Below are 21,958 nucleotides of genomic sequence, written 5' to 3'. Positions count from 1 at the left end.
TCTCCCTCAGATTCGGATGTCGAGGCCAGTGAGGCCGCTCAAGGTGCGCAGGGGAATGGCCTCGAGGGCGGCGCGGCCCTCGGGCTGATTGAGACGGCCGGAGCCGGACCCGCCGTCGGGACGGCGTCCGTCGGAGCCTTGATCCTCGGTGCCGCGGCCGCCGGATTGCGTGTCGCTGCGCAGGGACAGGTTGATGTTGGCCTCGGAGGCGTCGAGGCCGGCCTGCGACAGGGCCTGTTGCAGACTGCCGGCATCCCGCTGGAGCAGGGCGAGGGTCTCGATGCGATCGACGACGAGGTGCGCCATGACGGTGCCGCGCTCCTTATCGATGTCGAGACGGACATCGATGCGCCCGAGATCGCCCGGATCGAGGCGGATCTCGAAATGGTTCGAGCCCTGAAGCGAGCGCAGACCGATGGTCATCGGCACGGCTCCCAGCGGGATCGGCGGCGACGCCGGCACCGGGGTTTGCGTGGCCTGGGCGGCTGGCGCCGCTGTGCCGGACGTCGCCGCCGTGGCGGCTCCGGCGGCAACGCCCGCAAGATGCGTGTCGAAGGTCTCCGGCGCGGCGTGATGCGGCGCATCGGGCATGGGCATCACCGCCGGGCCGCCCGCGGCGTCCTTGTTCCCAGCCACCTCCTGCACGGCGACGGCCGGATCGGACTTGCCGGAGGACGCGGCCTCGGACTTGCCGACCGTCGCGCTCGCGGAGGCAGCGGTAGCCTCGCCGGCAGCTGCGTTCGGCACGCCCTTCGGCGCCTGGGCGGCGCCCGCCACGCCTTGGACCGACACCGTCGAAGCCCCCGGCTTTCCCGCCGGTTTCGGATCGGATTTGGCGCCGCTCGACGCGGCCATGGCGAGGCCGACGAGTGCCTGTCCGGCGGCGGGCGGCGCGCCGTCCGGCGGCTGGGCCGCGCCCAGGGGAGGGGCCAGTCCCAGTTGCGCCGGATCGAAGGGGCCGGCGTCGGCGACTTTCGGTTGAGTGATGGCGCTCGGATCGGTGGACCCCGGCACCACATCCTTGGACGATAGGGCGGTCCCTGCCGCGAGTTGGGTGGCGTCCGTCGTCGGCGAGGCCAGTGCCTGATCGGTGCCGTCAGCGTTCGAAACGCCGGGCATGGCGGAAGCGACCTGACCGGCGATGACGGGCACGGCGCCCGCCTGCGCCTGGACCGCCCCCGATGAGGGCTGACCCAGATCCGCCTTGGCCGTTCCCGTAGCCGATGCGGCCTGGGCCGAACCACCCTGAACCTGCCCGGCCGGTCCCGCGCCGAAGAACGGCGCAGCCTGACCGCTCTGGCCGGGTACCGGCTGCGGCCGAGGCGGAATCGGAGGCTGGGCCTGGAAAAGGCCGAGGAGCGTTATATCCTGGTCCTCGGCGGATGCGTCGGAAACGTCGCTCTCATCCTGAGTTTCGTCGGTGGAGGCCGCGTTCGCCTCAACCTGTCCCGTTCCGGCATCGGTCGCCTCGGACGGTGTGCGGGGAGCGGTCGGGTCGGATGCGCTCGCCGGGGCCCGCCGCTCGTCGCTCGTCTGCCGCGTGGTGTCTTCGGACGAGGCGGCGTCTGCAACCGCCGCGCGAGACGGCGCAGGACGCTCGGCCTTCGCTTGATCGGTCCTGGCTTGATCGGTCCTCGCTTGGTCGGTCCTGTCCGAGGCGGACGCGGCATCGGGGCGATCGCGCTCCGCACGCTGCGGTCGGCTACGGGTATCCCGCGACGGGTTCGCCGCCTCGGGAGCGGCCGCCTTCGGATCATCGAGCGTGAAAGCGGGCCGCGAGCCGGTCCGCGTCGTGGTGCGCGCCGGAGCCGGAGCCGCGCGACGCAGGAAAATATCCGTTTCGAGGAATGCTTGTGCCATGGCGTCCGAACTCTCCTTGCCGGACTAGTCAGCAAGGGCCGAGCCAAGCCAAAAAATCTTCTAAGCTCTTGTTTTTACGGAATTTATCTTTCGAATCGGGAAAACGCTCCGAGGAAATTCCGCCCCTGCTCGGCAGGATCTGCCGATCGCGGACGGCTTTGCCGGGTTCGGGCTGCCGCCCGAAACGTCCGGTCCCGGACGGATCTCGTCCTGCCATCCAAGAGTGCGGCGGGCGTTGGGCGCGGGACACGCGAGCGAGCCCCGTCGCCCGGTCCCTGGAACTCGCGTACAAGGAACGCTATAGACTCGTGCCCGGGACCGGACCGGCCCGGTCGGCGAAATCTGGCGTGATGAATTCCCTCGATCTTCCCAAGGCTCCGCACGAGACGCGCGTCGTCGTCGCCATGTCCGGCGGCGTCGATTCTTCCGTCGTGGCCGGGCTGTTGAAGCGTCAGGGCTACGACGTCGTCGGCATCACGCTCCAGCTCTACGACCACGGCGCGGCGACCCATCGCAAGGGGGCGTGCTGCGCCGGTCAGGACATCCATGACGCCCGCCGCGTCGCCGAGGCCCTGGGGATTCCTCATTACGTCCTCGACTACGAGGATCGTTTCCGGGAATCGGTGATCGATCGCTTCGCCGAAAGCTACCTCGCCGGCGAGACGCCGATCCCTTGCGTCGAGTGCAACCGGTCCATCAAGTTCCGCGACCTCCTCGCGACGGCGCGCGACCTCGACGCGGACGTCCTGGCCACGGGCCATTACGTCGCGAGCCGTCCCATGCCGCAGGGCGGACGCGGGCTCTACCGCGCCCTCGACCCGGCACGGGACCAGAGCTACTTCCTCTACGCCACCACGGCCGAGCAGCTCGACTTCCTGCGGTTTCCACTCGGTGAGCTGCCCAAGAACGAGACCCGGCGTCTCGCGCACGAACTCGGCCTATCGGTGGCCGAGAAGGCCGACAGCCAGGACATCTGCTTCGTACCCCAGGGGCGCTACGCCGACGTCATCGCCCGGCTGCGGCCCGACGCGGCCCGGGCCGGAGACATCGTCGACCTCTCCGGACGCGTCCTCGGCCGCCACGAGGGGATCGTCAACTACACCGTCGGCCAGCGACGCGGCCTGCGCCTTTCTATCGGCGAGCCCCTCTACGTCGTTCGCCTGGAACCAGACACGGCCCGCGTCATCGTCGGCCCACGCGAGGCCCTGGCGACGAGCCGCATCCGCCTGACGGACGTGAACTGGCTCTCCGGCACGGCCCCCGCCGATCTTCCCGTGGCCGTGCGGGTACGCTCGACCCGCGAGCCGCGCGCAGCCTCCCTTACCCTCGACGCCGCCGCTGGCACCGCCGAGATCGTGCTCGCGACGCCCGAGGACGGCGTCTCGCCCGGACAGGCCTGCGTGATCTACGCCGACGACGGTCCGCGGGCGCAGGTGCTCGGCGGTGGCACCATTCGGCGTATCGACGCGTTGCAGGCTGGGGCCGCGCAGGCGGCCTGAGCGTGCGCGCGCCCCGAACCTTTTCCCCATAGGACGACGAAATCGACATGCTGAGCGAGCCGCGGGAGGCCGGTCCGAGCACCGCCCTGATGCGCAAGGCCTATGCCCGTTGGGCACCGGTCTACGACGTGGTCTACGACAAGCTGACGGAACCGGCCGCCCGGGACGCCGTTGAGGCGGCCGTGGCCTGCGGACCGCGCATCCTCGAGGCTGGCGTCGGAACCGGCCTGTCGCTGGGCTACTATCCGCGCACGAGCTTCGTCTGCGGCGTCGATCTCTCCGAGGACATGCTGAAGCGCGCCCGCGCCAAGGTGCGCCGGCGCGGTCTCACCCATGTCCGCGGCCTCCAAGTGATGGACGTGTGCCGCCTCGGCTATGCCGATGCGAGTTTCGATGCCGTGGTGGCGCAGTTCCTCATCACCCTGGTGCCCGATCCGGAAGGCGCCCTATCGGAATTCCTGCGCGTGGTGCGGCCGGGCGGCGAGATCGTGCTCGCCAACCACTTCGGACAGACGGATGGCCCCATGGCCAAGGTCGAGGAAATCGTGGCCCCCCTCTGCACCAAGATCGGCTGGTCCTCGGACTTCAAGTCCACGCGGATCGAGGCCTGGGCACGGGCCAACGGCGTCGAGTTCATCGGCGTCGCCCCGACCTTCCCCGGCGGCTTCTTCAAGATCCTGCGGATGCGCAAGCCCGCCTGAGACCGCCGCCCTCGGCCGAGACGAACACGACGAAGCCCGGGGCGCCACACGCCCCGGGCTTCGTCGCGTATCAGGCTCCGCAAAACCTCTTCGTGGTGGACGCAAGCGAGGCTGTGGCGGGGTCGCAACACCGCAAAACCATCCAGACTTTGCCATGGGAGGCGCCTGCCCCCGCCGCGATCCCGCCATAAACCAGGACCACCTCAGGCTGCGCGGTAAACGGTAGTCCCCCCAACGCTTTACCGCGGAGTTCCGAGTCTTTCCCGCATCGAACCGTACGGGTTCGCGCACCGCTCGCGCGGGGCCGCGCCCTCGGTCCGGCGGGTGACCGGACCTCGTCGTCAAGCGTACCGGGCCGGGGTGGCGAGATTGACCATGGACGCGCGCAGCACCGACAAGTCGAAGCTTCCGAGCCGTCACGTGACGGAGGGGCCCGAGCGCGCGCCGCATCGGTCGTACCTCTACGCCATGGGTCTTACAAAGGAACAGATTCACCAGCCCCTCGTCGGAGTGGCCTCATGTTGGAACGAGGCCGCCCCGTGCAACATCTCGCTCATGCGCCAGGCCCAGGCAGTCAAGAAGGGCGTCTCGGCGGCCAACGGCACCCCGCGTGAGTTCTGCACCATCACCGTCACGGACGGCATCGCCATGGGGCATGCCGGCATGCGCGCGTCGCTGCCGTCCCGCGAAGTGATCGCCGATTCCGTCGAGCTGACCATGCGCGGCCATTCCTACGATGCCCTCGTCGGGCTGGCGGGCTGCGACAAGTCCCTGCCCGGCATGATGATGGCCATGGTGCGCCTCAACGTGCCGTCGATCTTCATCTACGGCGGCTCGATCCTGCCCGGCTCGTTCCGGGGGCGGCCCGTGACCGTGCAGGACCTGTTCGAGGCCGTGGGCAAGGTCGCGGTGGGCGACATGAGCCTCGACGACCTCGATGAGCTGGAGCAGGTCGCCTGCCCCTCGGCCGGCGCCTGCGGCGCCCAGTTCACGGCCAACACCATGGCGACGGTCTCGGAGGCCATCGGCCTTGCGCTGCCCTATTCGGCCGGCGCGCCCGCGCCCTACGAGATCCGCGACAAGTTCTGCATGACGGCCGGCGAGAAGGTGATGGAACTCATCGCCAAGGGCATCCGTCCGCGCGACATCGTCACCCGCAAGAGCCTCGAGAACGCCGCCGCCGCCGTCGCGGCCTCCGGCGGCTCCACCAACGCGGCGCTCCACCTCCCGGCAATCGCCCATGAATGCGGCATCAAGTTCGACCTGTTCGACGTGGCCGAGGTCTTCAAGCGGACGCCCTACATTGCCGACCTGAAGCCGGGCGGGCGTTACGTCGCCAAGGACATGTTCGAGGTCGGCGGCATCCCCCTCCTCATGAAGACGCTCCTCGATCACGGCTTCATGCACGGCGACTGCATGACGGTAACCGGTCGCACCATCGCGGAGAACATGGAACGGGTTCACTGGAACCCCGACCAGGACGTGGTCCGCGCCGCCAACACGCCGCTGACCCCGACAGGCGGCGTCGTCGGCCTGCGCGGCAACCTCGCTCCCGAGGGCGCCATCGTGAAGGTCGCTGGCATGCCGGAATCGGCGCAGGTCTTCACCGGCCCGGCCCGGGTGTTCGACGGCGAGGAGGCCTGCTTCGAGGCCGTCCAGAAGCGCACGTACAAGGAGGGCGAGGTTCTCGTCATCCGCTACGAGGGTCCCAAGGGTGGCCCCGGCATGCGCGAGATGCTGTCCACCACCGCGGCCCTCTACGGCCAGGGCATGGGCGACAAGGTCGCGCTCATCACCGACGGTCGGTTCTCGGGCGCGACGCGCGGGTTCTGCGTCGGCCATGTCGGGCCGGAAGCCGCCATCGGCGGTCCCATCGGGTTGATCCGGGACGGCGACATCATCACCCTCGATGCCATCAAGGGGACCCTCGACGTCGCCGTGAGCGACGCGGAGTTCGCCACGCGCCGCGCCGCCTGGACGCCGCGCACCAACTCGGCGACCTCCGGCTATCTCTGGAAGTACATGCAGACCGTCGGCCCCGCCGTGGACGGCGCGGTGACCCATCCGGGCGGCGCCGAGGAGACGCACACCTATGCCGACATCTAGGACCGCCCTCGGCCGCTCCGCGCGGCCGGCTGGGGCCGCTCCGGATCGGCGCGGACGCGCGGCGCTCGCCGTGGCGGCGGGGGTTCTGCTCCTGTGCGGAATGCCTGCCGAAGCCCTCGACGCCACCGCCCGGACGCCCGTGCCCCCGGCCGGCTACCGGACGGCCCGCGAGGCCCTGCGCTCGGGCGTGCGCGACTACAACGCGGGCGACAAGGAAGGGGCCGCACGCGCCCTCGAATACGCCGCCGGCCAGGGCCATGCCCTGGCCCTGTGGAAGCTCGGCCGCATGTATGCCGAAGGCGACGGCGTCCCCCACGACGATCTCAAGGCGTTCGAGTTCTTCTCGCGGATCGCCGACGATCCCACCGACGAGGGACCCGACGCCCAGAATTCCGGCGTGATGGCGAGCGCCTTCACGGCTCTGGGCGCCTATTTCCTCGACGGGATCAAGGGCACCTACGTGCGCCCGAACCCGGAGCGGGCCTACGACATGTTCAACTACGCGGCATCGTATTTCGGCGACCCGAACGCACAGTACAACCTCGCCCGGCTCTACCTCGAGGGCACCGGCGTCGAGGCCGATCCGCGCCAGGCCGCCCGCTGGTTCAACCTCGCGGCCGAGAAGGGCCACGCTCCGGCGCAGGCGCTCCTCGGCGAACTCCTCATCAACGGTCAGGGCGTGCCGAAGCAGCGCGCTCGGGGCCTGATGTGGCTGACGCTCGCCCGCGAGGCCGCGCAGGGGCGCAAGGACGATTGGATCGTTGCTCTCTACGACAAGGCTTGGTCCGCTGCGAGCGAGGACGACCGCCAGGCGGCACAAGCTCAGGCCTCGCAGGCCCAGGCACAGGTGACGGGGTCCGCGAAGCGCCGCCGTTAGAGCATCACCCCGAATAGGGTCTTCGGGGTGATGCTCGGATCGCGGCGCCTGTCGGGCCTACGGGTTCGTGCGTGCCGCCAGCGCCGTGACGAAGGACGGGCGCTCCAGGGTCGCGGTGACGTACCGGGCGAGCTTCGGCCACCGGCCGGCATCGACCTTTTCGCCCGCCAGATGCAGGTTGTGGAAGCACGTCGTCACCGAGATGTCGGCGATGCTGAAGGCGTCCCCGACGAGGTACGGCCCGTCGATCTGCGACTCGAGATAGTCGTAGATCTTCGGGAATTTCTCGTTCAGCGCCGTGGCGACGGCGGCCTCGTCGCCGGGCTTGCCCTGCAGGTTGGGCTTCACCACCCGCTCGACGAACGGCACGATGATCACCGGAAACATTTCGGTGTCGCCGAACTTGTCGAACCAGATCGCCCGGCCAAGGGCCTTCGCCTCCGTCGGCACCAGGGCGGGGCTCGGAAACTTCGCCTCGATGTAGTGCAGGATCGCGGAGGAATCGGCGAGGAGGAAGCCGTCGTCGTCAAGGGCGGGAATCTTGCCGAGGGGGCTCGCAGCCTGGAAGGCCGGATCGGGATCGTGGAAGAACAGCGGGATATGCTCGGCGCTCTGCCCCTTCTCGGCCAGGGCCACGAGGACCTTGCGGACGTAAGGGGAATAGCCGGTGCCGTAGAGTTTCACGTGTTGAGGCTCCTGTCGGGAGGGAACGACGTGCCAACCCGCCACGGCCGGCTTGGTTCAGCGGCTTTCGCCGCGCGGGAGCTCCGCCGTCAGGTGAGCTCCACCGTGACAGGTACGTGGTCGGACGGCTTTTCCAAGCCCCGCAGGCGCTTCTGCACCGAGGCCGAGACGAGGCGGTCGGCGGCCTGGGGCGAGAGCAGGAGGTGGTCGATGCGGATGCCGGCGTTCCGGTTCCAGGCACCGGCCTGATAGTCCCAGAAGGTGTAGAGGTCGGGCTTGGGATCGCAGGCGCGCAGGGCCTCGGTGAAGCCTTCGGCCAGGAGGGCGCGGAAGGCCGTGCGGGTCCGGGGAAGGAACAGGGCGTCGTCCCGCCAAGCGTCGGGATCGGACGCGTCCTCGGCCTCGGGGATCACGTTGTAGTCGCCCGCGAGCACGATGGCCTCCTCGTGCATCATGAGATCGCGGGCGTGCCGGCGCAGGCGCTCCATGAAGGCAAGCTTGTAGGGATATTTCGGGCTGTCGACGGGATTGCCGTTGGGCAGGTAGATGGAGGCGACGCGCACAGGCGCCGTTCCCTCGCCCGTGACCAGGCCCTCGATGTAGCGCGCCTGCTCGTCGTTCTCGTCGCCGGGCAGGCCGCGCCGGACCTCGCCGAGGGTGAGGGGCGCGCGCACCAGCAGGGCGACGCCATTGTACGCCTTCTGCCCCAAGGTCTCGACGGCATACCCCGCCGCCTCGATCTCGGCGCGGGGAAAGCCGTCGTCCTGGCACTTCAACTCCTGCAGGCAGACCACATCGGGCTTGGCCTCATCGAGGAAAGCCACGAGGTGGCCGACCCGTTGCTTGATGGAATTGACGTTCCAGGTGGCGATCCGCATGGCGTTTGATGTCCTGACCCCTCGACGGGGTCCGTCATCGGGGCTTCGCGGTTCGGTGGCAAGCCGGCGGGGAGGGAGGAGGGGCGCAAGGCATGAGCGAGACGTGGTTCGCACCCATCCGCGCCTATTGCGAGCGCACCGACGCGACGTTCTGGGCGGAGCCCGCCAATGCGCTCTCCAACGCCGCCTTCCTCGCGGCGGCGGGCGCGGTGCTGTGGCGGGAGCGGGAAGGGGATCGGCCCGATCCGTTCGTGCGGGCGCTGGCTGGTCTCGTCGCCGTGGTCGGCCTCGGCTCGTTCCTGTTCCACACCCTGGCCGTGCGCTGGTCGCTGCTCGCCGACGTGATCCCCATCGCGGCCTTCATCCACGCCTACTTCTTCCTGGCCCTGCGGCGCTTCTTCGGTTTCGGCCGCGCGGCGGCTCTCGGCCTGACCCTGCTGTTCCTCGGTTTCGGGTTCGGCCTGGAACCGGCCCTCACCGCCGCGAGCGGCCTCGATCTCGATGCCTTGAGCAACGGCTCCATCGGTTACGTCCCGGCGATCCTCGCCCTCTTGGGTGTCGGCACGGGCCTCCTCCTCACCACGGACGCGAGACGGGGGTTCCACCGACGCGCGAGCGGCCGTGCGCTGTTCATCATCGCCGTCCTGTTCGGCCTGTCCCTCACGGTCCGCACCCTCGACCGGAATCTGTGCGCGAGCCTGCCGCTCGGCACGCACTTCCTTTGGCATCTCCTGAACGCCGCCGTGCTCTACGGCCTCCTGATGACGGCGCTCGGAGCGCGCTGGGACCGATTCCGCTGAGGGCGGATTTGTTGCACCCCCCGAAAATTCGTTGCAGAAGAGCCCGCCGCTCCCGGCGGGAGCGGACGGACTGACCCGTGGACGGTCGCCCCGCGCGGGCATGCCCGGACGGGCTTGGCAAGATGACGGATTGCGACCCATGAAACAGAGCCTCCGCCTCGGCGTCGCCGGTCTCGGCACCGTGGGGTCCGCCGTCGTGCGAATGGTCGCCCGTCGGGCCGATGCCCTGGCGGCGGCGGGTGGGCGCGATGTCCGGATCGTCGCCGTGTCGTCGCGCGACAAGGGTCGCGATCGCGGCCTCGATCTGACCAGCGTCACCTGGTTCGACGATCCCGTGGCGCTCGCCGCCAGCTCGGAGATCGATTGCGTCGTCGAACTCATCGGCGGGGCGGAGGGACCGGCCCGGGCGACGGTAGAAGCCGCCATCGCGGCAGGAAAGCACGTGGTCACCGCCAACAAGGCGCTGCTGGCCAAGCACGGAGCGGCCCTCGCGGCGGCGGCGGAAGCCAAGGGCGTCAGCCTCGCCTACGAGGCGTCCGTGGCCGGCGGCATCCCGGTGATCAAGGCCCTGCGCGAGGGCCTCACCGGCAACGCCGTGTCGCGCATCTACGGAATCATGAACGGCACCTGCAACTACATCCTCAGCCGGATGGAACGCGAGGGCCTGACCTTCGAGGCCTGCCTGAAGGACGCTCAGGCGCTCGGCTACGCCGAGGCCGACCCGACCTTCGATGTCGAGGGCTTCGACACCGCCCACAAGCTCGCCATCCTCACGAGCCTCGCCTTCGGGGTGGAGATCGATGCCGAGGGCGTCTCGGTGGAGGGGATCTCGGCAATCCAGCCCCTCGACCTCACCATGGCGGAGGAACTCGGCTACCGGATCAAGCTGCTGGGCGTCGCACAGGTGGCCGCCGGCGGCATCGAGCAGCGGGTCCATCCCACCATGGTGCCGAAATCCTCGGCCATCGCCCAGGTGATGGGCGTCACCAACGCCGTCACCATCGATGCCGACGCGGTCGGCGAACTCACGCTGATCGGCCCCGGGGCCGGCGGCGAAGCCACGGCCTCGGCCGTGGTCTCGGACATCACCGACCTCGCCGCCGGGATGCAGCGCCCGACCTTCGGCCGCCCGAGCACCGCGCTCAGCCCCTCACAGCGCGTCGCCATGCAGCGCCACGAGGGCGGCTACTACATCCGCCTCACGGTCCACGACCGGCCGGGCGTCGCGGCCGGCGTCGCCACCCGGATGGCCGAGCGCGATATCTCCATCGAGAGCATTCTCCAGCGCCGTTCGGAGAGCGCCGCGACCAAGGATCCGCACGGCCGCTCCGGCCAGCCCGTGCCCCTGGTGCTCATCACCTACGCGGCGACGGAGGGGACCATTCGCGCGGCCCTCGAGGCCATCGCGGCGGACGGCTTGCTGGCCGAGGCGCCGCAACTCATCCGCATTGAGCGGGAATAGGCGGCACGTCGCACGATTTCGCACAAACGTGGGATGACGACGCACCGGGCGGTGGCGTTTCTCGAACTTTAGTTCATAGAGATCGCACGAACGGCGAAAGGCGCGGACAGGTCCAAATGGCGAACGGCAACACGACATCCGCGGGTTCGGTCGGTCGCACCCTGGCCCTGGAGTTGGTGCGGGTGACCGAGCGCGCCGCCATCGCGGCCGCCCACCTGCGCGGTCAGGGCAAGGAGCGGGAAGCCGACCAGGCCGCCGTCGACGCCATGCGGGCCGAGCTGAACACCCTGGCCATCGACGGCACCGTAGTGATCGGCGAGGGCGAGCGCGACGAGGCCCCGATGCTCTACATCGGCGAGCGCCTCGGCACCGGCGCCGGGCCGAAGGTCGATATCGCCGTCGATCCCCTCGAAGGCACCACCCTGTGCGCGAAGGACATGCCCGGCGCCATCGCGGTGATGGCGCTCGCCGAGGCCGGCTCGCTTCTGGCCGCCCCCGACGTCTACATGCAGAAGATCGCCATCGGCCCCGGCTACCCGGCCGGCCTCGTCGATCTCGACGCGAGCCCCGCCGACAACATCGCGGCGCTTGCCCGCCACAAAGGCGTCGATCCGGCCCAGATCACCGCGATCATCCTCGACCGGCCACGCCACATGGGCCTCATCGCCGCTGTGCGGGCGACGGGGGCGGGGATCCGCCTCATCTCGGACGGCGACATCGCGGGCATCATCCACACCACGAGTCCGGACGAAACGGGCGCCGACATCTATCTCGGCACGGGGGCTGCCCCCGAGGGCGTCATCGCCGCCGGGGTGCTCCGCTGCATCGGCGGCCACATGCAGGGGCGGCTCATCCTCGACAGCCACGAGAAGCGCGAGCGCGCGGCACGAATGGGCATCAGCGACCCCAACCGGAAGTACGAGCTTCACGACATGGCGCGCGGCGACGTCATCGTGGCGGCCACGGGCGTGACCGACGGAGCGCTCCTCAAGGGCGTGCGCTTCAAGCCGGACCGGGTCGAGACAGAAACGGTGGTCTACCGCTCGGCCACCGGCACCGTGCGGCGCATCCACGGCGAGCGCCGCTGGCCGCGCCCCCACGAGAACGGCCGCCGCCCCGACCTTAGGGCGTGAAGTCCGCGACGGTCGTCCCGTCGCGCATCGACCCCGGCCCGAACCCGCCCCGAAGGGTGGGCCGCCGCGTCAGTTGAACAGCGAACCGACGCCGCCCTGCACGCGGCCGAGGCCCTGCTTGGCGATGGCGTTGCCCGGATCGAGCTGCGCGGCGCGCTGATAGCTCTCCACCGCTTCCTTGCGGCGGTTGGACTTCTCGTAGGCGACGCCGCGATAGGCCCAGGACGTGGCGTCCTTGTTGTTGACGTTGAGCGCCGCGTTGTAGTCCTCGATGGCCTTGTCGTACTGATTGGTGGCGATGAGGCTCTGGCCACGGGCGGCGTAGGGCGCGGCCACGAACGGATTGCGGTCGATGGCGGCGTCGAAATCGGCGATGGCCTGGATGTTCTGGTTCTGCTTCTGCCGCACCAGGCCGCGGGCGTGATAGGCCTCAGCCGATTCCGGCGTCAGGCGAATCGCCTGATTGAGATCGTTGGTCGCCCCGTCGAGGTCGCCCTGCGCCCGCAGGACGTTGGCACGCCCAATATAGGCCGGACCATAATTCGGGTCCGCCGCGATGGCCTTCGAGAAGTCCGCGAGGGCGGCATCGTTGCGACCGATCTGGCGATTGGCGAGCGCCCGGTTGTTGTAGGCCGACGCCGAGTTCGGATCGATCTGCACCGCCTTGGTGAAATCGCCGATGGCGTCGTTGAACTGGCCCGAACGGGCATAGGCCGCGCCGCGCGTGACGTAGGCGGCGGCATCGTTGGGGTTGCGCTGGATCACCTCGCTGAGCGAGGCGATGTTGACGTTGGTGGCGCCCGTCGTGTCGGTCTCGAGCACGGCGAACTGCTTCGGCGCGGTGGCCGTGCCGTAGGTTTCGCAACCACCGAGGGCGCCCGCCACGAGGGCGGCCCCGATCAGCCCCGCCTTCGATGCTCGCAGCGTCAGAACCGTCATGAACCCGCTCCCCCCGGGCGCCCGTGCCTCGCACGGCCCCGCCCCGTCAATCTCGCTCGAAACCCGGGCCGCCCCGATCCGCGCGCCCCGTCACGACGGTCGCGCATCGCGGTGAACGCACGCTTAAGGCCGGCGCCGTCCCTGCCCTCAAGCGTGCCCATGTGGCGAACGTATGGCCCGTGCCCCGCAACCACCCGAAGCGGTTCGACCGGCCCCGAAACGGCAAGGCACTGTGGTGCCGAGGCCGCACTTTCGGAGATTGAATCAGGCTTCCGCCGCCTCGATGGCGCCGCTGAGGTCGAGCCATTCCTCCTCGGCCGCCTCCAGGGCGCCGGCGGCGTCCGAACGCATCTTGGCGAGTTCGCCGGCCTTCGCGGCGTTGGCCTGGAAGGCGGTGCCGTCGGCGAGCGCGGCGTCGATCTTGGCCATGGCCTCGGCGAGCTTCTTCATGCGCGCCTCCACGGCCTCGATCTTCTTGCGCAAGGGGGCCAGCGCCACCCGGCGCTCGGCGTTGGAACGCCGCTCCACCGCCTTGACGCCGCCGGCGGCCTCGGCCGCCTCCTTCTCGGCTGGCCGCTCGGGACCGGCGAGGACGAGACGGCGGTAATCGTCCATGTCGCCGTCGAACGCCTTCACGCTGCCGTTGGAGACGAGCCACAGCCGGTCGGCGCAGGCCTCCACAAGGAAGCGGTCGTGGGAGACGAGGATGACGGCGCCCTCGTAGTCGTTGATCGCCTCCACCAGGGCCTGCCGGCTCTCGATGTCGAGGTGGTTGGTGGGCTCGTCGAGGATGAGGAGGTGGGGGCCGTTGAAGGCGGCCAGTCCCATCAGGAGCCGGGCCTTCTCGCCGCCCGAGAGCTGCGAGACCGGTGTCTCGGACTTGGTGCCGGAGAAGCCGAGGCGCGCCGCCGCCGCGCGGGCCTTTGATTCCGGCACGTCCGGCATCAGCTCGCGGACATGGGCGTAGGCGCTCTCGGCGGGGCGCAGCTCGTCGAGCTGGTGCTGGGCGAAGTAGGCGACCTCCATCTTGCCCGAGCGCCGCATCTCGCCGCTCAAGGGCGGCAGGCGGCCGCCGATGAGCTTGCAGAAGGTGGACTTGCCGTTGCCGTTGGCGCCGAGGAGGGCCACCCGGTCGTCGGGGGCCAGACTGAGGTTCAGCCCCGACAGGACGATCCGGTCGGGATAGCCCGCCTGCACCCGCTCCATGGCGACGATGGGCGGCGACAGGGGCCGTTCCGGGCTGGGCAGGCGGAACGCCGGCACGTCGTCCTCGATCACCGAGGCGATGATCTCCATCTTGGCCAGCCGCTTGACGCGGGACTGCGCCTGGCGCGCCTTCGTGGCCTTGGCCTTGAACCGGTCGACGAAGCTTTGGAGATGGGCGCGCTCGGCGTCCTGCTTCACCTTGGCCTTGGCCTGGAGGGCGCGTTTCTCGGCCACCTGACGGGCGAACGAGGTGTAACCGCCCCGGTAGATTGCCAGCTTGCCTCGGTCGAGGTGGAGGATGTGGTCGACGCACTCATCGAGCAGATCGCGGTCGTGCGAGATGATCACCGCCGTGCGGGGATAGCGCTCGAGGTAGTCGTAGAGCCAGATCGTGCCCTCGATGTCGAGGTAATTGGTCGGCTCGTCCAGCAGCAGCAGGTCGGGCTCGGAGAACAGCACGGCGGCGAGCGCCACGCGCATGCGCCAGCCGCCGGAGAAGTCCGAGCACGGCCGCCCCTGCGCCTCGGCATCGAAGCCGAGGCCGTGCAGGATGGCCGCCGCCCGGGCCGGCGCGGAATGCGCCTCGATATCCACGAGCCGGGTCTCGATCTCGGCCCGGCGTAGGCCGTCGGCGTGCTCGGCCTCGGCCATCAGGCGCGCGCGCTCGGTGTCGGCGGCGAGAACCACGGCATGCAGGGTCTCGGGGCCGGCCGGCGCCTCCTGGGCGACGGCGCCGATGCGCATGCCCTTGGGCATCGACACGGTACCGCCCTCGGTGGGCAGCTCGCCGAGGATCGCCTTGAACAAGGTGGTCTTGCCCGCGCCGTTGCGCCCCACCAGCCCGACCCGGGCCCGGTCAGGAATCGAGAAGGTGGCGCCGTCGAGGATCAGGCGCTCGCCGATGCGGTAGGTGAGGTCGTTGACGCGCAGCATGGACGGCGTTCTGGCGCCGTGCCCCGGCCGTGGCAAGCGCCGCGCGACGGTTTCCTCGTCCCGAGCCGGCCCGCCGCCGCCGGGTCGTCGCGGATCAGACGAGCTCCCAGGCCGTGGGGTCGCGCAGCAAAGCTGCCACGAGGGCGTGGTTCAGCCGGTGTCCCGTGTGCCGGGCGGTGACGTGACCGAGCACCGGATGACCGATGAGGGCGAGATCGCCGACGAGATCAAGGATGCGATGGCGCACGGGTTCGTCGGCCCCACGCATCCCGCCGATCACACGGTCACCGAGGATCGCCGCCGTGGTGCGGAGATTCGCCCCGCGCAGGACGGGCCGCCCCGTGGCGTAGGCGTAGAGTTTGAGGGGTACGGCCCATTTCAGGCGGCCGAAGCTGCGCGCGGGGGCGAGGGCCTCGACGAAACTGTCCCGGGTGATCTCGCCCTGCCAGCGCATCGGGCCGAGCTTGGCGAGGGCGAGCTCGCCCGCGACGCTGAAGCGCTCGGCGGGCTCGATGGACAACCATCGGTCGCCCTCCCTCACCTCGACCGTCCGGCGGATGCGTAGGCGGCTGCGCGGGAGCGCGAGGGTGTGCCGACCGGCCTGCGCCAAGGCCGCGCACCAGGGGAGGGCGCTGCCGTCGAAGATTGGAAGCTCCTCCGCATCGAGGTCTACGGTGGCGTTGTCGATGCCGAAGGCGCTCAAGGACGCCATCAGATGCTCCACCGTCCGCACCAGGGTCCCGTCCGGCCCACGCAGGGCGGTGCAGAGCGGCTGCGCCTCATACAGGTGCCACAGGGCGGGCACACATGCCGGTCCACTCCTGCGGACGCGTCGAAACACGATGCCGGCCCCGGCGTCCGCGGGCGCCACCCGAACGGTCACCGCCCGCCCCGTATGAAGGCCGTACCCGGACAAGGTGAAGGCTTCGCCGAGGGTGGTCTGAACCTCCGCGGACCGGGCAAATCCGTCCACCCGCGAGACCGCTCGGGACGGCTCGGCAGGCCGGATGTTCCTGGCGAGGCCCGGAAAGTCGGGGACGACGGGAGAAAGCTGGGGCATCGCGATAGTCCGCCCCCGAGCGAGCGGGACACGTGCCCATCAGGGATAAAATCCGGCTACCGATCCATGTTAGTTTCTGCAAGTGAATGCGTAGTATCGATCCCCACTTTTCCACGCAGGCACGACAAGATCGGCCCCCTGGATAACAGTCGTCCGACCCCGTTCTGTCCACGTCCATCGCGGGGGCTGCAGCTTGACCGGCCCGCGCCCGGTCGCCACCATCGCATAGCGGGATCGTCGGCCATTCGGCGATCCGGAGGCATGGCTCTATCAGAGGTTTGGTTGGCGCGCCGGATCGGCAGCGATCCACCTCGGGTCAGAATTGGGCGCATGGCGCCACCGGGAGTTTTCGATGAGTCGGCTGGCAACGATCCCGTTCTTCAAGGAACCGGGAATCGAGTTGTCGTCCTATGAGACGCGTTGCCATTGGCGCCGGTTCGACGAGAACGAGGTTCTGGTCGATTACGACGACATCTCCACCGATGTGTACTTCCTCACCTCGGGCGAGGTCCGCATCCTCAACCGGTCACAATCGGGCAAAGAGGTGATCCTGGGCGAGATGCGGGGCGGTGCCTTCTTCGGGGAGCTTGCGGCGCTGGACGGCATCGGTCGCTCGGCCAACGTCACCGCGCTGACGCGCGGCGAGGTCTGCGTGGTGCCGGCGCCGATCTTCCGTCAGATGATCTTCGCGTCCGAGGCCATCGCCGACCGGTTGTTCCGCTTGCTCGCGAAACGCGTGCGCGAGCTCAACACCCGGATCATGGAACACGCGCTCCTCGACCTGCGCCATCGCCTCTACGCCGAACTGCTGCGCCTATCGGTGCCGCGCGCGGGCGGGGACGGCGCGCGCGTCGTCACCCCGCCGCCCTACCACCACGTCCTCGCCGCCCGCATCGGGTGCCGGCGCGAACAGGTGACCCGCGAGTTCACCGTGATGGCGGCCGACGGGCTCATTGACCGCACCCGCGGCGCCCTCGTGATCCGCCGTCCGGACCTCCTGGAGGCCCGCGTTGCCGAGGCCCTTCGAGAAGACAGCTGAGCCATGCGGGCCCGAGCCCCGGGGAGGGGGCGGCTGGTTTAGCCGTCGCGCGTTCGATCGCGGCGCACGGCGCCCGGTCAGGGCGCGTAGGCGCGTGCGGCGGCGGGCAGATCCGGCTTGCGGCTCGTGGTCGAGGTGCGCAGGGATCCCGACGTAAGGCCGTCGCCCGCCTCCGGGGCGGCCTTGCGGACCGTGACGGCGTCCCACGGGCCGACGATGGCATAGCTCGGTCCCGGACGGGTGCTTCCATCGGCGGCGGCGCGGGGCAGGAGCTGCGCCCGCGTCTCGACCCGGCGCTCGGGCAGGACCAGGGCACCGCTCAGGGCGCCGGTCAGGGCAGGGGTGCGCAGGGTGGCATCGACGATTTCCCCGATGCCGTCGACGACCTGCAGGGTCAGGCTGGCATGCTCGAAGGCGGTCCGGCCGTTGCGGCGGGCCAGCGCTCCGGCCGCCACCGCGCCGTTGCGATGGAGGACATCGGACAGGTCGATCCCCGCCAGGGCCCCCCCGTTAATGGCCACGGTGGCGCGGCCGTCGAGGTGGCGCACCAGGGCGTCCGCCGTCGCCCCCACGCCCTCGAAGGCGAAGTGGCCGCGCGCAGCCCCGAACACCCAGCGATCCTGCCCGAGATCGACCAGCAGGGCGCCGAGGTCGAGGCCGTCGAAGGTGCCCTGGAGCTTGACTTCGGTTTTATCCGGATCGGCCGCCAGGGGAACGAGGCCGAGGCGCCCCTTCAGGAGGCCACCCTGCAGGGTGGCGCGGCTGAGGGCCGCCTCGACGCCGCCCTGCTGCACGAGAATGCTGGCGGCCATGTCCTCGAACGCGAGGGGCCCCATGCGGGCCCGGCCCGCCGAGACGCGCAGGTCGAGATCGCCCCCCGTGAGCGGTCGCAGGGCCAAGCTGCGTCCGCTCCAGCCCGGAGCCTCGTCGGCACCGAACAGACGCAGGGTTTCGGCGAGGAGGGGAGCGAGATTGAGACTGTCGGCCGCCAGGGTCGCCTGGATGGATGGCCGGGCCCCCGCCAAGGACACCGAGCCCGCTCCCTCGAACCGGTCTTCGCCCACGTGAACGCGGACGCTCGGCAACAGCAGGGCCCGATCCCGGACCTCGAAGCGGCCTGCGAGGGCGAAAGCTTCGATCACCGGGGACAGCGCGACGTCGCTGCCCATCCAGCCCAGGGTCTCGGGCAGGGAGCGGGTCCGCAGACTGGCCGTACCGCTCAGGGCCAAGGCGTCCATGGCGCGCCCCCCGAGGGAGCCCTCGCCCTCGGCGGAAAGGCTGCCGGCCGGCCAGTCCGCCGTCGCCGCGAAGGGACTCGACGCCCCCCCGGCCAAGTCGGCGATCCGCAATCCCGAGACGGTGAAGCGAGCCGGAACAGCATTCCACGAGAAGGCGCCGGCGATCTCGGCCTCCGCGCTCCAGCTCGGCCAGGACACCATGAGATTGACGTCCCGGGCGGTCTGCACGCGACCGTCGCGGGGGTCGAGCCCCGTCACCGTACCCCGGCTCAGGGTGAGGCGGCGCGGGTGCGGAGCCCCGGGCGCGAGCAGGGCGGCGGCCTGCGCCATCGGCCCGGCCCAGCGCCTATCGCCGTCGCGGGTGGGCAGATGGATCGTTCCCCCCTCGAGGGAGGCGGTGTTGACCTCGGTGCGACCGAGGAGGAGCGCGAAGAGATTGAGCTGAAGCTTGAGGGCGCCCCCCTCGGCCAGGGGCGTGTCCTCGCCCGTCGCCGCGGTGAAACGCACGCCCCCGAGGCTGAGCCGGGGCAGGGGCAGGAGCGCCACCTCCGCCGGGCCGGAGGCCGTCAGGGCGATGCCGTAGGTGCGGACGAGCGATCCGGAGACGAAGGCCACGGCGCGCTCGGTCGGCACCGTCCACGGCAAGCATCCCCCCGCGAGGCCGGCGGCCAGAACACTCAAGCCGAAGAGGGAAGCGAGACGGCGCAGCGACAGGGCACTCCGTAAGGAGAGGCGGAAACCGGCCGGGCCGGCGCATCCGGCCGGGCATCGTCGTGGGCGCCCCCACCCGACGACGAACGCCGATACTCCTCGAACCCCTACCCCTTCCGGCGCGGTTTGTCTCCCGGAGACACGGCGTCGTGCACCGCCGATCGCCGCGGCAGCGGTTCGCGACGCGGCGAATGACACCCGGGCGCAGCTGTCGAGGCGCATCGCAGGGCCCCGGCTGGTCATCGAGAAGTGCTTGGCTTAACCGCAACGGAGCGCGATGCTGCCGGCAGTCGAGACGTTTGGCCGGAGACCTTTAGGGGAGGGCGCTCATGAAGAAAGTACGCACCGATGCGACGGAGGCCCTGGCCGGCCTCCTGACGGACGGGATGACGGTGATGGCCGGGGGCTTCGGCCTGTGCGGTATTCCCGACGAGCTCATCGACGCGATCCGCGCGTCGGGGGTCAAGGGGCTCACGGTGATCTCGAACAATGCCGGCATCGACGGGGTCGGCCTCGGCAAGCTCCTCGAGACCCGCCAGGTCGCCAAGATGATCTCGTCCTATGTCGGCGAGAACAAGGAATTCGCCAGGCAGTATCTCGGCGGCGAACTCGCCATCGAGTTCAATCCGCAGGGAACGCTGGCCGAGCGCATCCGCGCCGGGGGCGCGGGCATCCCGGCCTTCTTCACCAAGACGGGTGTCGGCACCCTCATCGCCGAGGGTAAGGAGGTGCGCGAGTTCGACGGGGAGTCCTACGTGATGGAGCGCGGCCTCGTCGCGGATCTCGCCATCGTCCACGCCTGGAAGGGCGATACGGAAGGCAACCTCGTCTACCGGAAGACGGCCCGCAACTTCAATCCGATGATGGCCACCGCCGGCAAGGTCACCGTCGCCCAGGTCGAGCACCTCGTGCAGCCGGGCGAGATCGACGGCGATGCGATCCATACGCCCGGCATCTTCATCAAGCGCATCATCCACGTGCCGGTCCGTGAGAAGCGCATCGAGCAGCGCACGACCCGCAAGCGCGGCGAACCCGCCACCGTCTGAGAGCAGCAGGGAGAGACATCACCATGGCCTGGACCCGCGAACAGATGGCGGAGCGCGCCGCCAAGGAACTGCGCGACGGCTTCTACGTGAATCTCGGCATCGGCATTCCGACGCTGGTGTCGAACTACATCCCGGATGGGATGTCGGTGCAGCTGCAATCGGAGAACGGCATGCTCGGCATGGGCCCGTTCCCGTACGAGGGCGAGGAGGATCCCGACCTCATCAATGCCGGCAAGCAGACCATTACCGAGCTGCCGACGACGAGCTACTTCTCCTCGTCGGATTCCTTCGGGATGGTGCGGGGCGGGCATATCAACCTGTCGATCCTCGGCGCCATGCAGGTGGCCCAGAACGGCGACCTCGCCAACTGGATGATCCCGGGCAAGATGGTGAAGGGCATGGGCGGCGCCATGGACCTCGTGGCGGGCGTCAAGCGCGTCGTGGTGGTGATGGAGCACGTCGCCCGCAACAAGGACGGCTCGGAGAGCCCGAAGCTCCTGACCGCCTGCGACCTGCCGCTGACCGGCACCCATGTCGTCGACATGGTCATCACCGATCTCGGCGTCTTCACCATCGACAAGAAGGGCGATGGCGGCATGACCCTCATCGAGCTCGCCGACAGCGTCACCGAGGACGAGGTCCGCGCCAAGACGCAAGCGGCCTTCACCGCCCGGCTCGGCTGACCCGCCTCGTTTCGGGACGCTCCGGCGGCGCGCGTCCGCCGCGTGCCTAATGGCATATTAAGCCGATCCGTCGAAATGTCGTCGCGGGCCGGGGGCACGTCGTTCCCGGTTCGCGTGGCGTGAGACAAAGGTATCGGCCGATGGATAGCGTTCCGGCAAGGATGGACAACGTCGTACCGTTTCGGCGGGCGACCCCGCAGCCCCCGCCGGCCCGGCCCGGAAGCGCCGTCCGCGCCACCACCCCCGCGTCCCGGCGCAGCGACCAGCGCGCGGTCATGGATGCGGTCTACGCCACCGGCACGCTCGCGGTGGCGGCCGGCGACCGCGAGACCAAGCTCATCGCCGCCCGCCTCCAGGTCTACGGCTTCCTCATCATCGAGGAGATCGACACCGACGGGACGTTCCGGCGCCTGCGCCCCTCCGAGGCGATCCGGGCCCGCTCAGAGCGCCCCTGGCGCGTCACGAAGGCCTCCTACGGCGCCAGCCTCTCGGTGACGATTCCGGCCGTGGACGGCTTCCTGTTCGAGCAGCCGGCATAAGCAGGTTTCGCAAAAGTGGTCACCGGTCTTGTGCCCAAAACCTGCGACAGACCGAGGAGCCAAGCAGAGTGAAGCGTTGGCCTGCCAACGCGAACCTGCTTAGCGGGCGTGTCACCCATCGGATCCCGCGATCACAGCCACCGCTCGTCGAGATCGGTGGCGTTCCGCTCGGCCACGGGCTGGGCCTCGTCGCCCTGCGCGAAGATCACGACATCGTCGGGCCCGACATCGCGGGTGGCGTAGAAGTCCCAGCGGCGATGGATGACGCGCGGGCCGCCGAACACCCGGTAGGCATTCCAGTAGCGGTCGTCGCGAAAGCCGACGTAGTGGACCGCGCGCGGTGGACGCTTCTCCGATTCGGCCATGGTGTCGCCGTCCCTCGTCCGGGCACCACCGGCGCCGAGCCTTCGCATATGGGCGTCGGCGGACCGTCCGGCAGGGTCCTGACGTCCCCGGCACGGTCCCGCGACCTCTCGTCTTCATCCGGAACACACGGCGCCGTGACCGGTTGCCTAAAGACTGTACCGGCTGCCCAGCGTTCGTGCAGTCCGGCGTTCGAGTGAT

The 21,958-nt window shown here is 69.8% G+C and carries 19 protein-coding genes; 11 read left to right on the top strand and 8 right to left on the bottom strand.

The window, feature by feature from the left end:
- Window positions 1-6 precede the first annotated feature (6 nt).
- Window positions 7-1,860, bottom strand: a complete 1,854-nt coding sequence (locus MFF01_RS04710) for a flagellar hook-length control protein FliK (RefSeq protein ID WP_238222497.1) — start codon at window positions 1,858-1,860, stop codon at window positions 7-9.
- 350 nt (window positions 1,861-2,210) lie between these two features.
- Between MFF01_RS04710 and mnmA the strand changes: the two genes are divergently transcribed.
- From mnmA to MFF01_RS04690, 4 genes are all read left to right on the top strand, one after another.
- Entirely contained in the window at window positions 2,211-3,359 is a 1,149-nt protein-coding gene (mnmA, locus tag MFF01_RS04705; RefSeq protein WP_238223068.1) for a tRNA 2-thiouridine(34) synthase MnmA, read from the top strand.
- Between the two features lie 47 nt (window positions 3,360-3,406).
- Window positions 3,407-4,060 carry a methyltransferase domain-containing protein gene (locus tag MFF01_RS04700; protein ID WP_238222495.1) on the top strand — a complete coding sequence of 218 codons (654 nt, stop codon included), beginning with the start codon at window positions 3,407-3,409 and terminating at the stop codon, window positions 4,058-4,060.
- A 375-nt stretch (window positions 4,061-4,435) separates the two neighbouring features.
- Complete coding sequence (gene ilvD / locus MFF01_RS04695) at window positions 4,436-6,166, top strand: dihydroxy-acid dehydratase (protein WP_238222491.1); 1,731 nt, start codon at window positions 4,436-4,438, stop codon at window positions 6,164-6,166.
- A 100-nt stretch (window positions 6,167-6,266) separates the two neighbouring features.
- On the top strand, window positions 6,267-7,043 hold the full coding sequence (locus tag MFF01_RS04690) for a tetratricopeptide repeat protein (protein ID WP_373319650.1): 777 nt from the start codon (window positions 6,267-6,269) through the stop codon (window positions 7,041-7,043).
- A 57-nt stretch (window positions 7,044-7,100) separates the two neighbouring features.
- Here the strand turns inward: MFF01_RS04690 and MFF01_RS04685 are convergent, their stop codons facing one another.
- Together MFF01_RS04685 and xth are read right to left on the bottom strand one after the other, a co-directional pair.
- Entirely contained in the window at window positions 7,101-7,727 is a 627-nt protein-coding gene (locus MFF01_RS04685; protein WP_238222489.1) for a glutathione S-transferase family protein, read from the bottom strand.
- A gap of 89 nt (window positions 7,728-7,816) precedes the next feature.
- Complete coding sequence (gene xth / locus MFF01_RS04680; protein WP_238222488.1) at window positions 7,817-8,605, bottom strand: exodeoxyribonuclease III; 789 nt, start codon at window positions 8,603-8,605, stop codon at window positions 7,817-7,819.
- 92 nt (window positions 8,606-8,697) lie between these two features.
- Here xth and MFF01_RS04675 point away from each other — a divergent pair, with 92 nt between their 5' ends.
- From MFF01_RS04675 to glpX, 3 genes are all read left to right on the top strand, one after another.
- Window positions 8,698-9,405, top strand: a complete 708-nt coding sequence (locus MFF01_RS04675) for a ceramidase domain-containing protein (protein WP_238222486.1) — start codon at window positions 8,698-8,700, stop codon at window positions 9,403-9,405.
- Between the two features lie 139 nt (window positions 9,406-9,544).
- Window positions 9,545-10,867, top strand: a complete 1,323-nt coding sequence (locus MFF01_RS04670) for a homoserine dehydrogenase (protein ID WP_238222481.1) — start codon at window positions 9,545-9,547, stop codon at window positions 10,865-10,867.
- A 116-nt stretch (window positions 10,868-10,983) separates the two neighbouring features.
- On the top strand, window positions 10,984-12,000 hold the full coding sequence (gene glpX, locus MFF01_RS04665; protein WP_238222480.1) for a class II fructose-bisphosphatase: 1,017 nt from the start codon (window positions 10,984-10,986) through the stop codon (window positions 11,998-12,000).
- Window positions 12,001-12,069: 69 nt separating this feature from the next.
- Here glpX and MFF01_RS04660 read toward each other — a convergent pair whose 3' ends face one another.
- The 3 genes from MFF01_RS04660 to lpxC all read right to left on the bottom strand — a co-directional run bounded on the left by MFF01_RS04660 (window position 12,070) and on the right by lpxC (window position 16,138).
- Window positions 12,070-12,939 carry a tetratricopeptide repeat protein gene (locus MFF01_RS04660; protein WP_238222479.1) on the bottom strand — a complete coding sequence of 290 codons (870 nt, stop codon included), beginning with the start codon at window positions 12,937-12,939 and terminating at the stop codon, window positions 12,070-12,072.
- A 264-nt stretch (window positions 12,940-13,203) separates the two neighbouring features.
- Window positions 13,204-15,078 carry an ABC-F family ATP-binding cassette domain-containing protein gene (locus MFF01_RS04655; protein WP_238222477.1) on the bottom strand — a complete coding sequence of 625 codons (1,875 nt, stop codon included), beginning with the start codon at window positions 15,076-15,078 and terminating at the stop codon, window positions 13,204-13,206.
- 94 nt (window positions 15,079-15,172) lie between these two features.
- Window positions 15,173-16,138 carry a UDP-3-O-acyl-N-acetylglucosamine deacetylase gene (gene lpxC / locus MFF01_RS04650; protein ID WP_238222475.1) on the bottom strand — a complete coding sequence of 322 codons (966 nt, stop codon included), beginning with the start codon at window positions 16,136-16,138 and terminating at the stop codon, window positions 15,173-15,175.
- Between the two features lie 352 nt (window positions 16,139-16,490).
- Between lpxC and MFF01_RS04645 the strand changes: the two genes are divergently transcribed.
- Window positions 16,491-17,177 carry a Crp/Fnr family transcriptional regulator gene (locus MFF01_RS04645; RefSeq protein ID WP_238222473.1) on the top strand — a complete coding sequence of 229 codons (687 nt, stop codon included), beginning with the start codon at window positions 16,491-16,493 and terminating at the stop codon, window positions 17,175-17,177.
- Window positions 17,178-17,254: 77 nt separating this feature from the next.
- Here the strand turns inward: MFF01_RS04645 and MFF01_RS04640 are convergent, their stop codons facing one another.
- Window positions 17,255-19,048 (bottom strand): AsmA family protein, encoded by a 1,794-nt coding sequence (locus MFF01_RS04640; protein ID WP_238222470.1) that lies wholly within the window; start codon window positions 19,046-19,048, stop codon window positions 17,255-17,257.
- Window positions 19,049-19,455: 407 nt separating this feature from the next.
- Here MFF01_RS04640 and MFF01_RS04635 point away from each other — a divergent pair, with 407 nt between their 5' ends.
- The 3 genes from MFF01_RS04635 to MFF01_RS04625 all read left to right on the top strand — a co-directional run bounded on the left by MFF01_RS04635 (window position 19,456) and on the right by MFF01_RS04625 (window position 21,394).
- Complete coding sequence (locus MFF01_RS04635; protein WP_238222468.1) at window positions 19,456-20,172, top strand: CoA transferase subunit A; 717 nt, start codon at window positions 19,456-19,458, stop codon at window positions 20,170-20,172.
- A 23-nt stretch (window positions 20,173-20,195) separates the two neighbouring features.
- Window positions 20,196-20,855 carry a 3-oxoacid CoA-transferase subunit B gene (locus MFF01_RS04630; protein ID WP_238222466.1) on the top strand — a complete coding sequence of 220 codons (660 nt, stop codon included), beginning with the start codon at window positions 20,196-20,198 and terminating at the stop codon, window positions 20,853-20,855.
- A 140-nt stretch (window positions 20,856-20,995) separates the two neighbouring features.
- Window positions 20,996-21,394 (top strand): hypothetical protein, encoded by a 399-nt coding sequence (locus MFF01_RS04625; RefSeq protein ID WP_238222464.1) that lies wholly within the window; start codon window positions 20,996-20,998, stop codon window positions 21,392-21,394.
- A gap of 131 nt (window positions 21,395-21,525) precedes the next feature.
- Here the strand turns inward: MFF01_RS04625 and MFF01_RS04620 are convergent, their stop codons facing one another.
- Entirely contained in the window at window positions 21,526-21,759 is a 234-nt protein-coding gene (locus tag MFF01_RS04620; protein ID WP_238222462.1) for a hypothetical protein, read from the bottom strand.
- Window positions 21,760-21,958 lie beyond the last annotated feature (199 nt).

Origin of the sequence: Methylobacterium adhaesivum, assembly GCF_022179065.1 — a bacterium.
GTDB classification, from domain to species: domain Bacteria; phylum Pseudomonadota; class Alphaproteobacteria; order Rhizobiales; family Beijerinckiaceae; genus Methylobacterium; species Methylobacterium adhaesivum.
Note: the sequence above shows the minus strand (reverse complement) of the source record. Positions and strands in the feature narration are given on the sequence as shown.

Excerpts from the sequence above, each read along its gene's own strand:
- MFF01_RS04710 (WP_238222497.1), bottom strand. The coding sequence starts at position 1,860 with ATGGCACAAGCATTCCTCGAAACGGATATTTTCCTGCGTCGCGCGGCT.
- mnmA (WP_238223068.1), top strand. The coding sequence starts at position 2,211 with ATGAATTCCCTCGATCTTCCCAAGGCTCCGCACGAGACGCGCGTCGTC.
- MFF01_RS04700 (WP_238222495.1), top strand. The coding sequence starts at position 3,407 with ATGCTGAGCGAGCCGCGGGAGGCCGGTCCGAGCACCGCCCTGATGCGC.
- ilvD (WP_238222491.1), top strand. The coding sequence starts at position 4,436 with ATGGACGCGCGCAGCACCGACAAGTCGAAGCTTCCGAGCCGTCACGTG.
- MFF01_RS04690 (WP_373319650.1), top strand. The coding sequence starts at position 6,267 with ATGCCTGCCGAAGCCCTCGACGCCACCGCCCGGACGCCCGTGCCCCCG.
- xth (WP_238222488.1), bottom strand. The coding sequence starts at position 8,605 with ATGCGGATCGCCACCTGGAACGTCAATTCCATCAAGCAACGGGTCGGC.
- MFF01_RS04675 (WP_238222486.1), top strand. The coding sequence starts at position 8,698 with ATGAGCGAGACGTGGTTCGCACCCATCCGCGCCTATTGCGAGCGCACC.
- MFF01_RS04670 (WP_238222481.1), top strand. The coding sequence starts at position 9,545 with ATGAAACAGAGCCTCCGCCTCGGCGTCGCCGGTCTCGGCACCGTGGGG.
- glpX (WP_238222480.1), top strand. The coding sequence starts at position 10,984 with ATGGCGAACGGCAACACGACATCCGCGGGTTCGGTCGGTCGCACCCTG.
- MFF01_RS04660 (WP_238222479.1), bottom strand. The coding sequence starts at position 12,939 with ATGACGGTTCTGACGCTGCGAGCATCGAAGGCGGGGCTGATCGGGGCC.
- MFF01_RS04655 (WP_238222477.1), bottom strand. The coding sequence starts at position 15,078 with ATGCTGCGCGTCAACGACCTCACCTACCGCATCGGCGAGCGCCTGATC.
- lpxC (WP_238222475.1), bottom strand. The coding sequence starts at position 16,138 with ATGCCCCAGCTTTCTCCCGTCGTCCCCGACTTTCCGGGCCTCGCCAGG.
- MFF01_RS04645 (WP_238222473.1), top strand. The coding sequence starts at position 16,491 with ATGAGTCGGCTGGCAACGATCCCGTTCTTCAAGGAACCGGGAATCGAG.
- MFF01_RS04635 (WP_238222468.1), top strand. The coding sequence starts at position 19,456 with ATGAAGAAAGTACGCACCGATGCGACGGAGGCCCTGGCCGGCCTCCTG.
- MFF01_RS04630 (WP_238222466.1), top strand. The coding sequence starts at position 20,196 with ATGGCCTGGACCCGCGAACAGATGGCGGAGCGCGCCGCCAAGGAACTG.
- MFF01_RS04625 (WP_238222464.1), top strand. The coding sequence starts at position 20,996 with ATGGATAGCGTTCCGGCAAGGATGGACAACGTCGTACCGTTTCGGCGG.
- MFF01_RS04620 (WP_238222462.1), bottom strand. The coding sequence starts at position 21,759 with ATGGCCGAATCGGAGAAGCGTCCACCGCGCGCGGTCCACTACGTCGGC.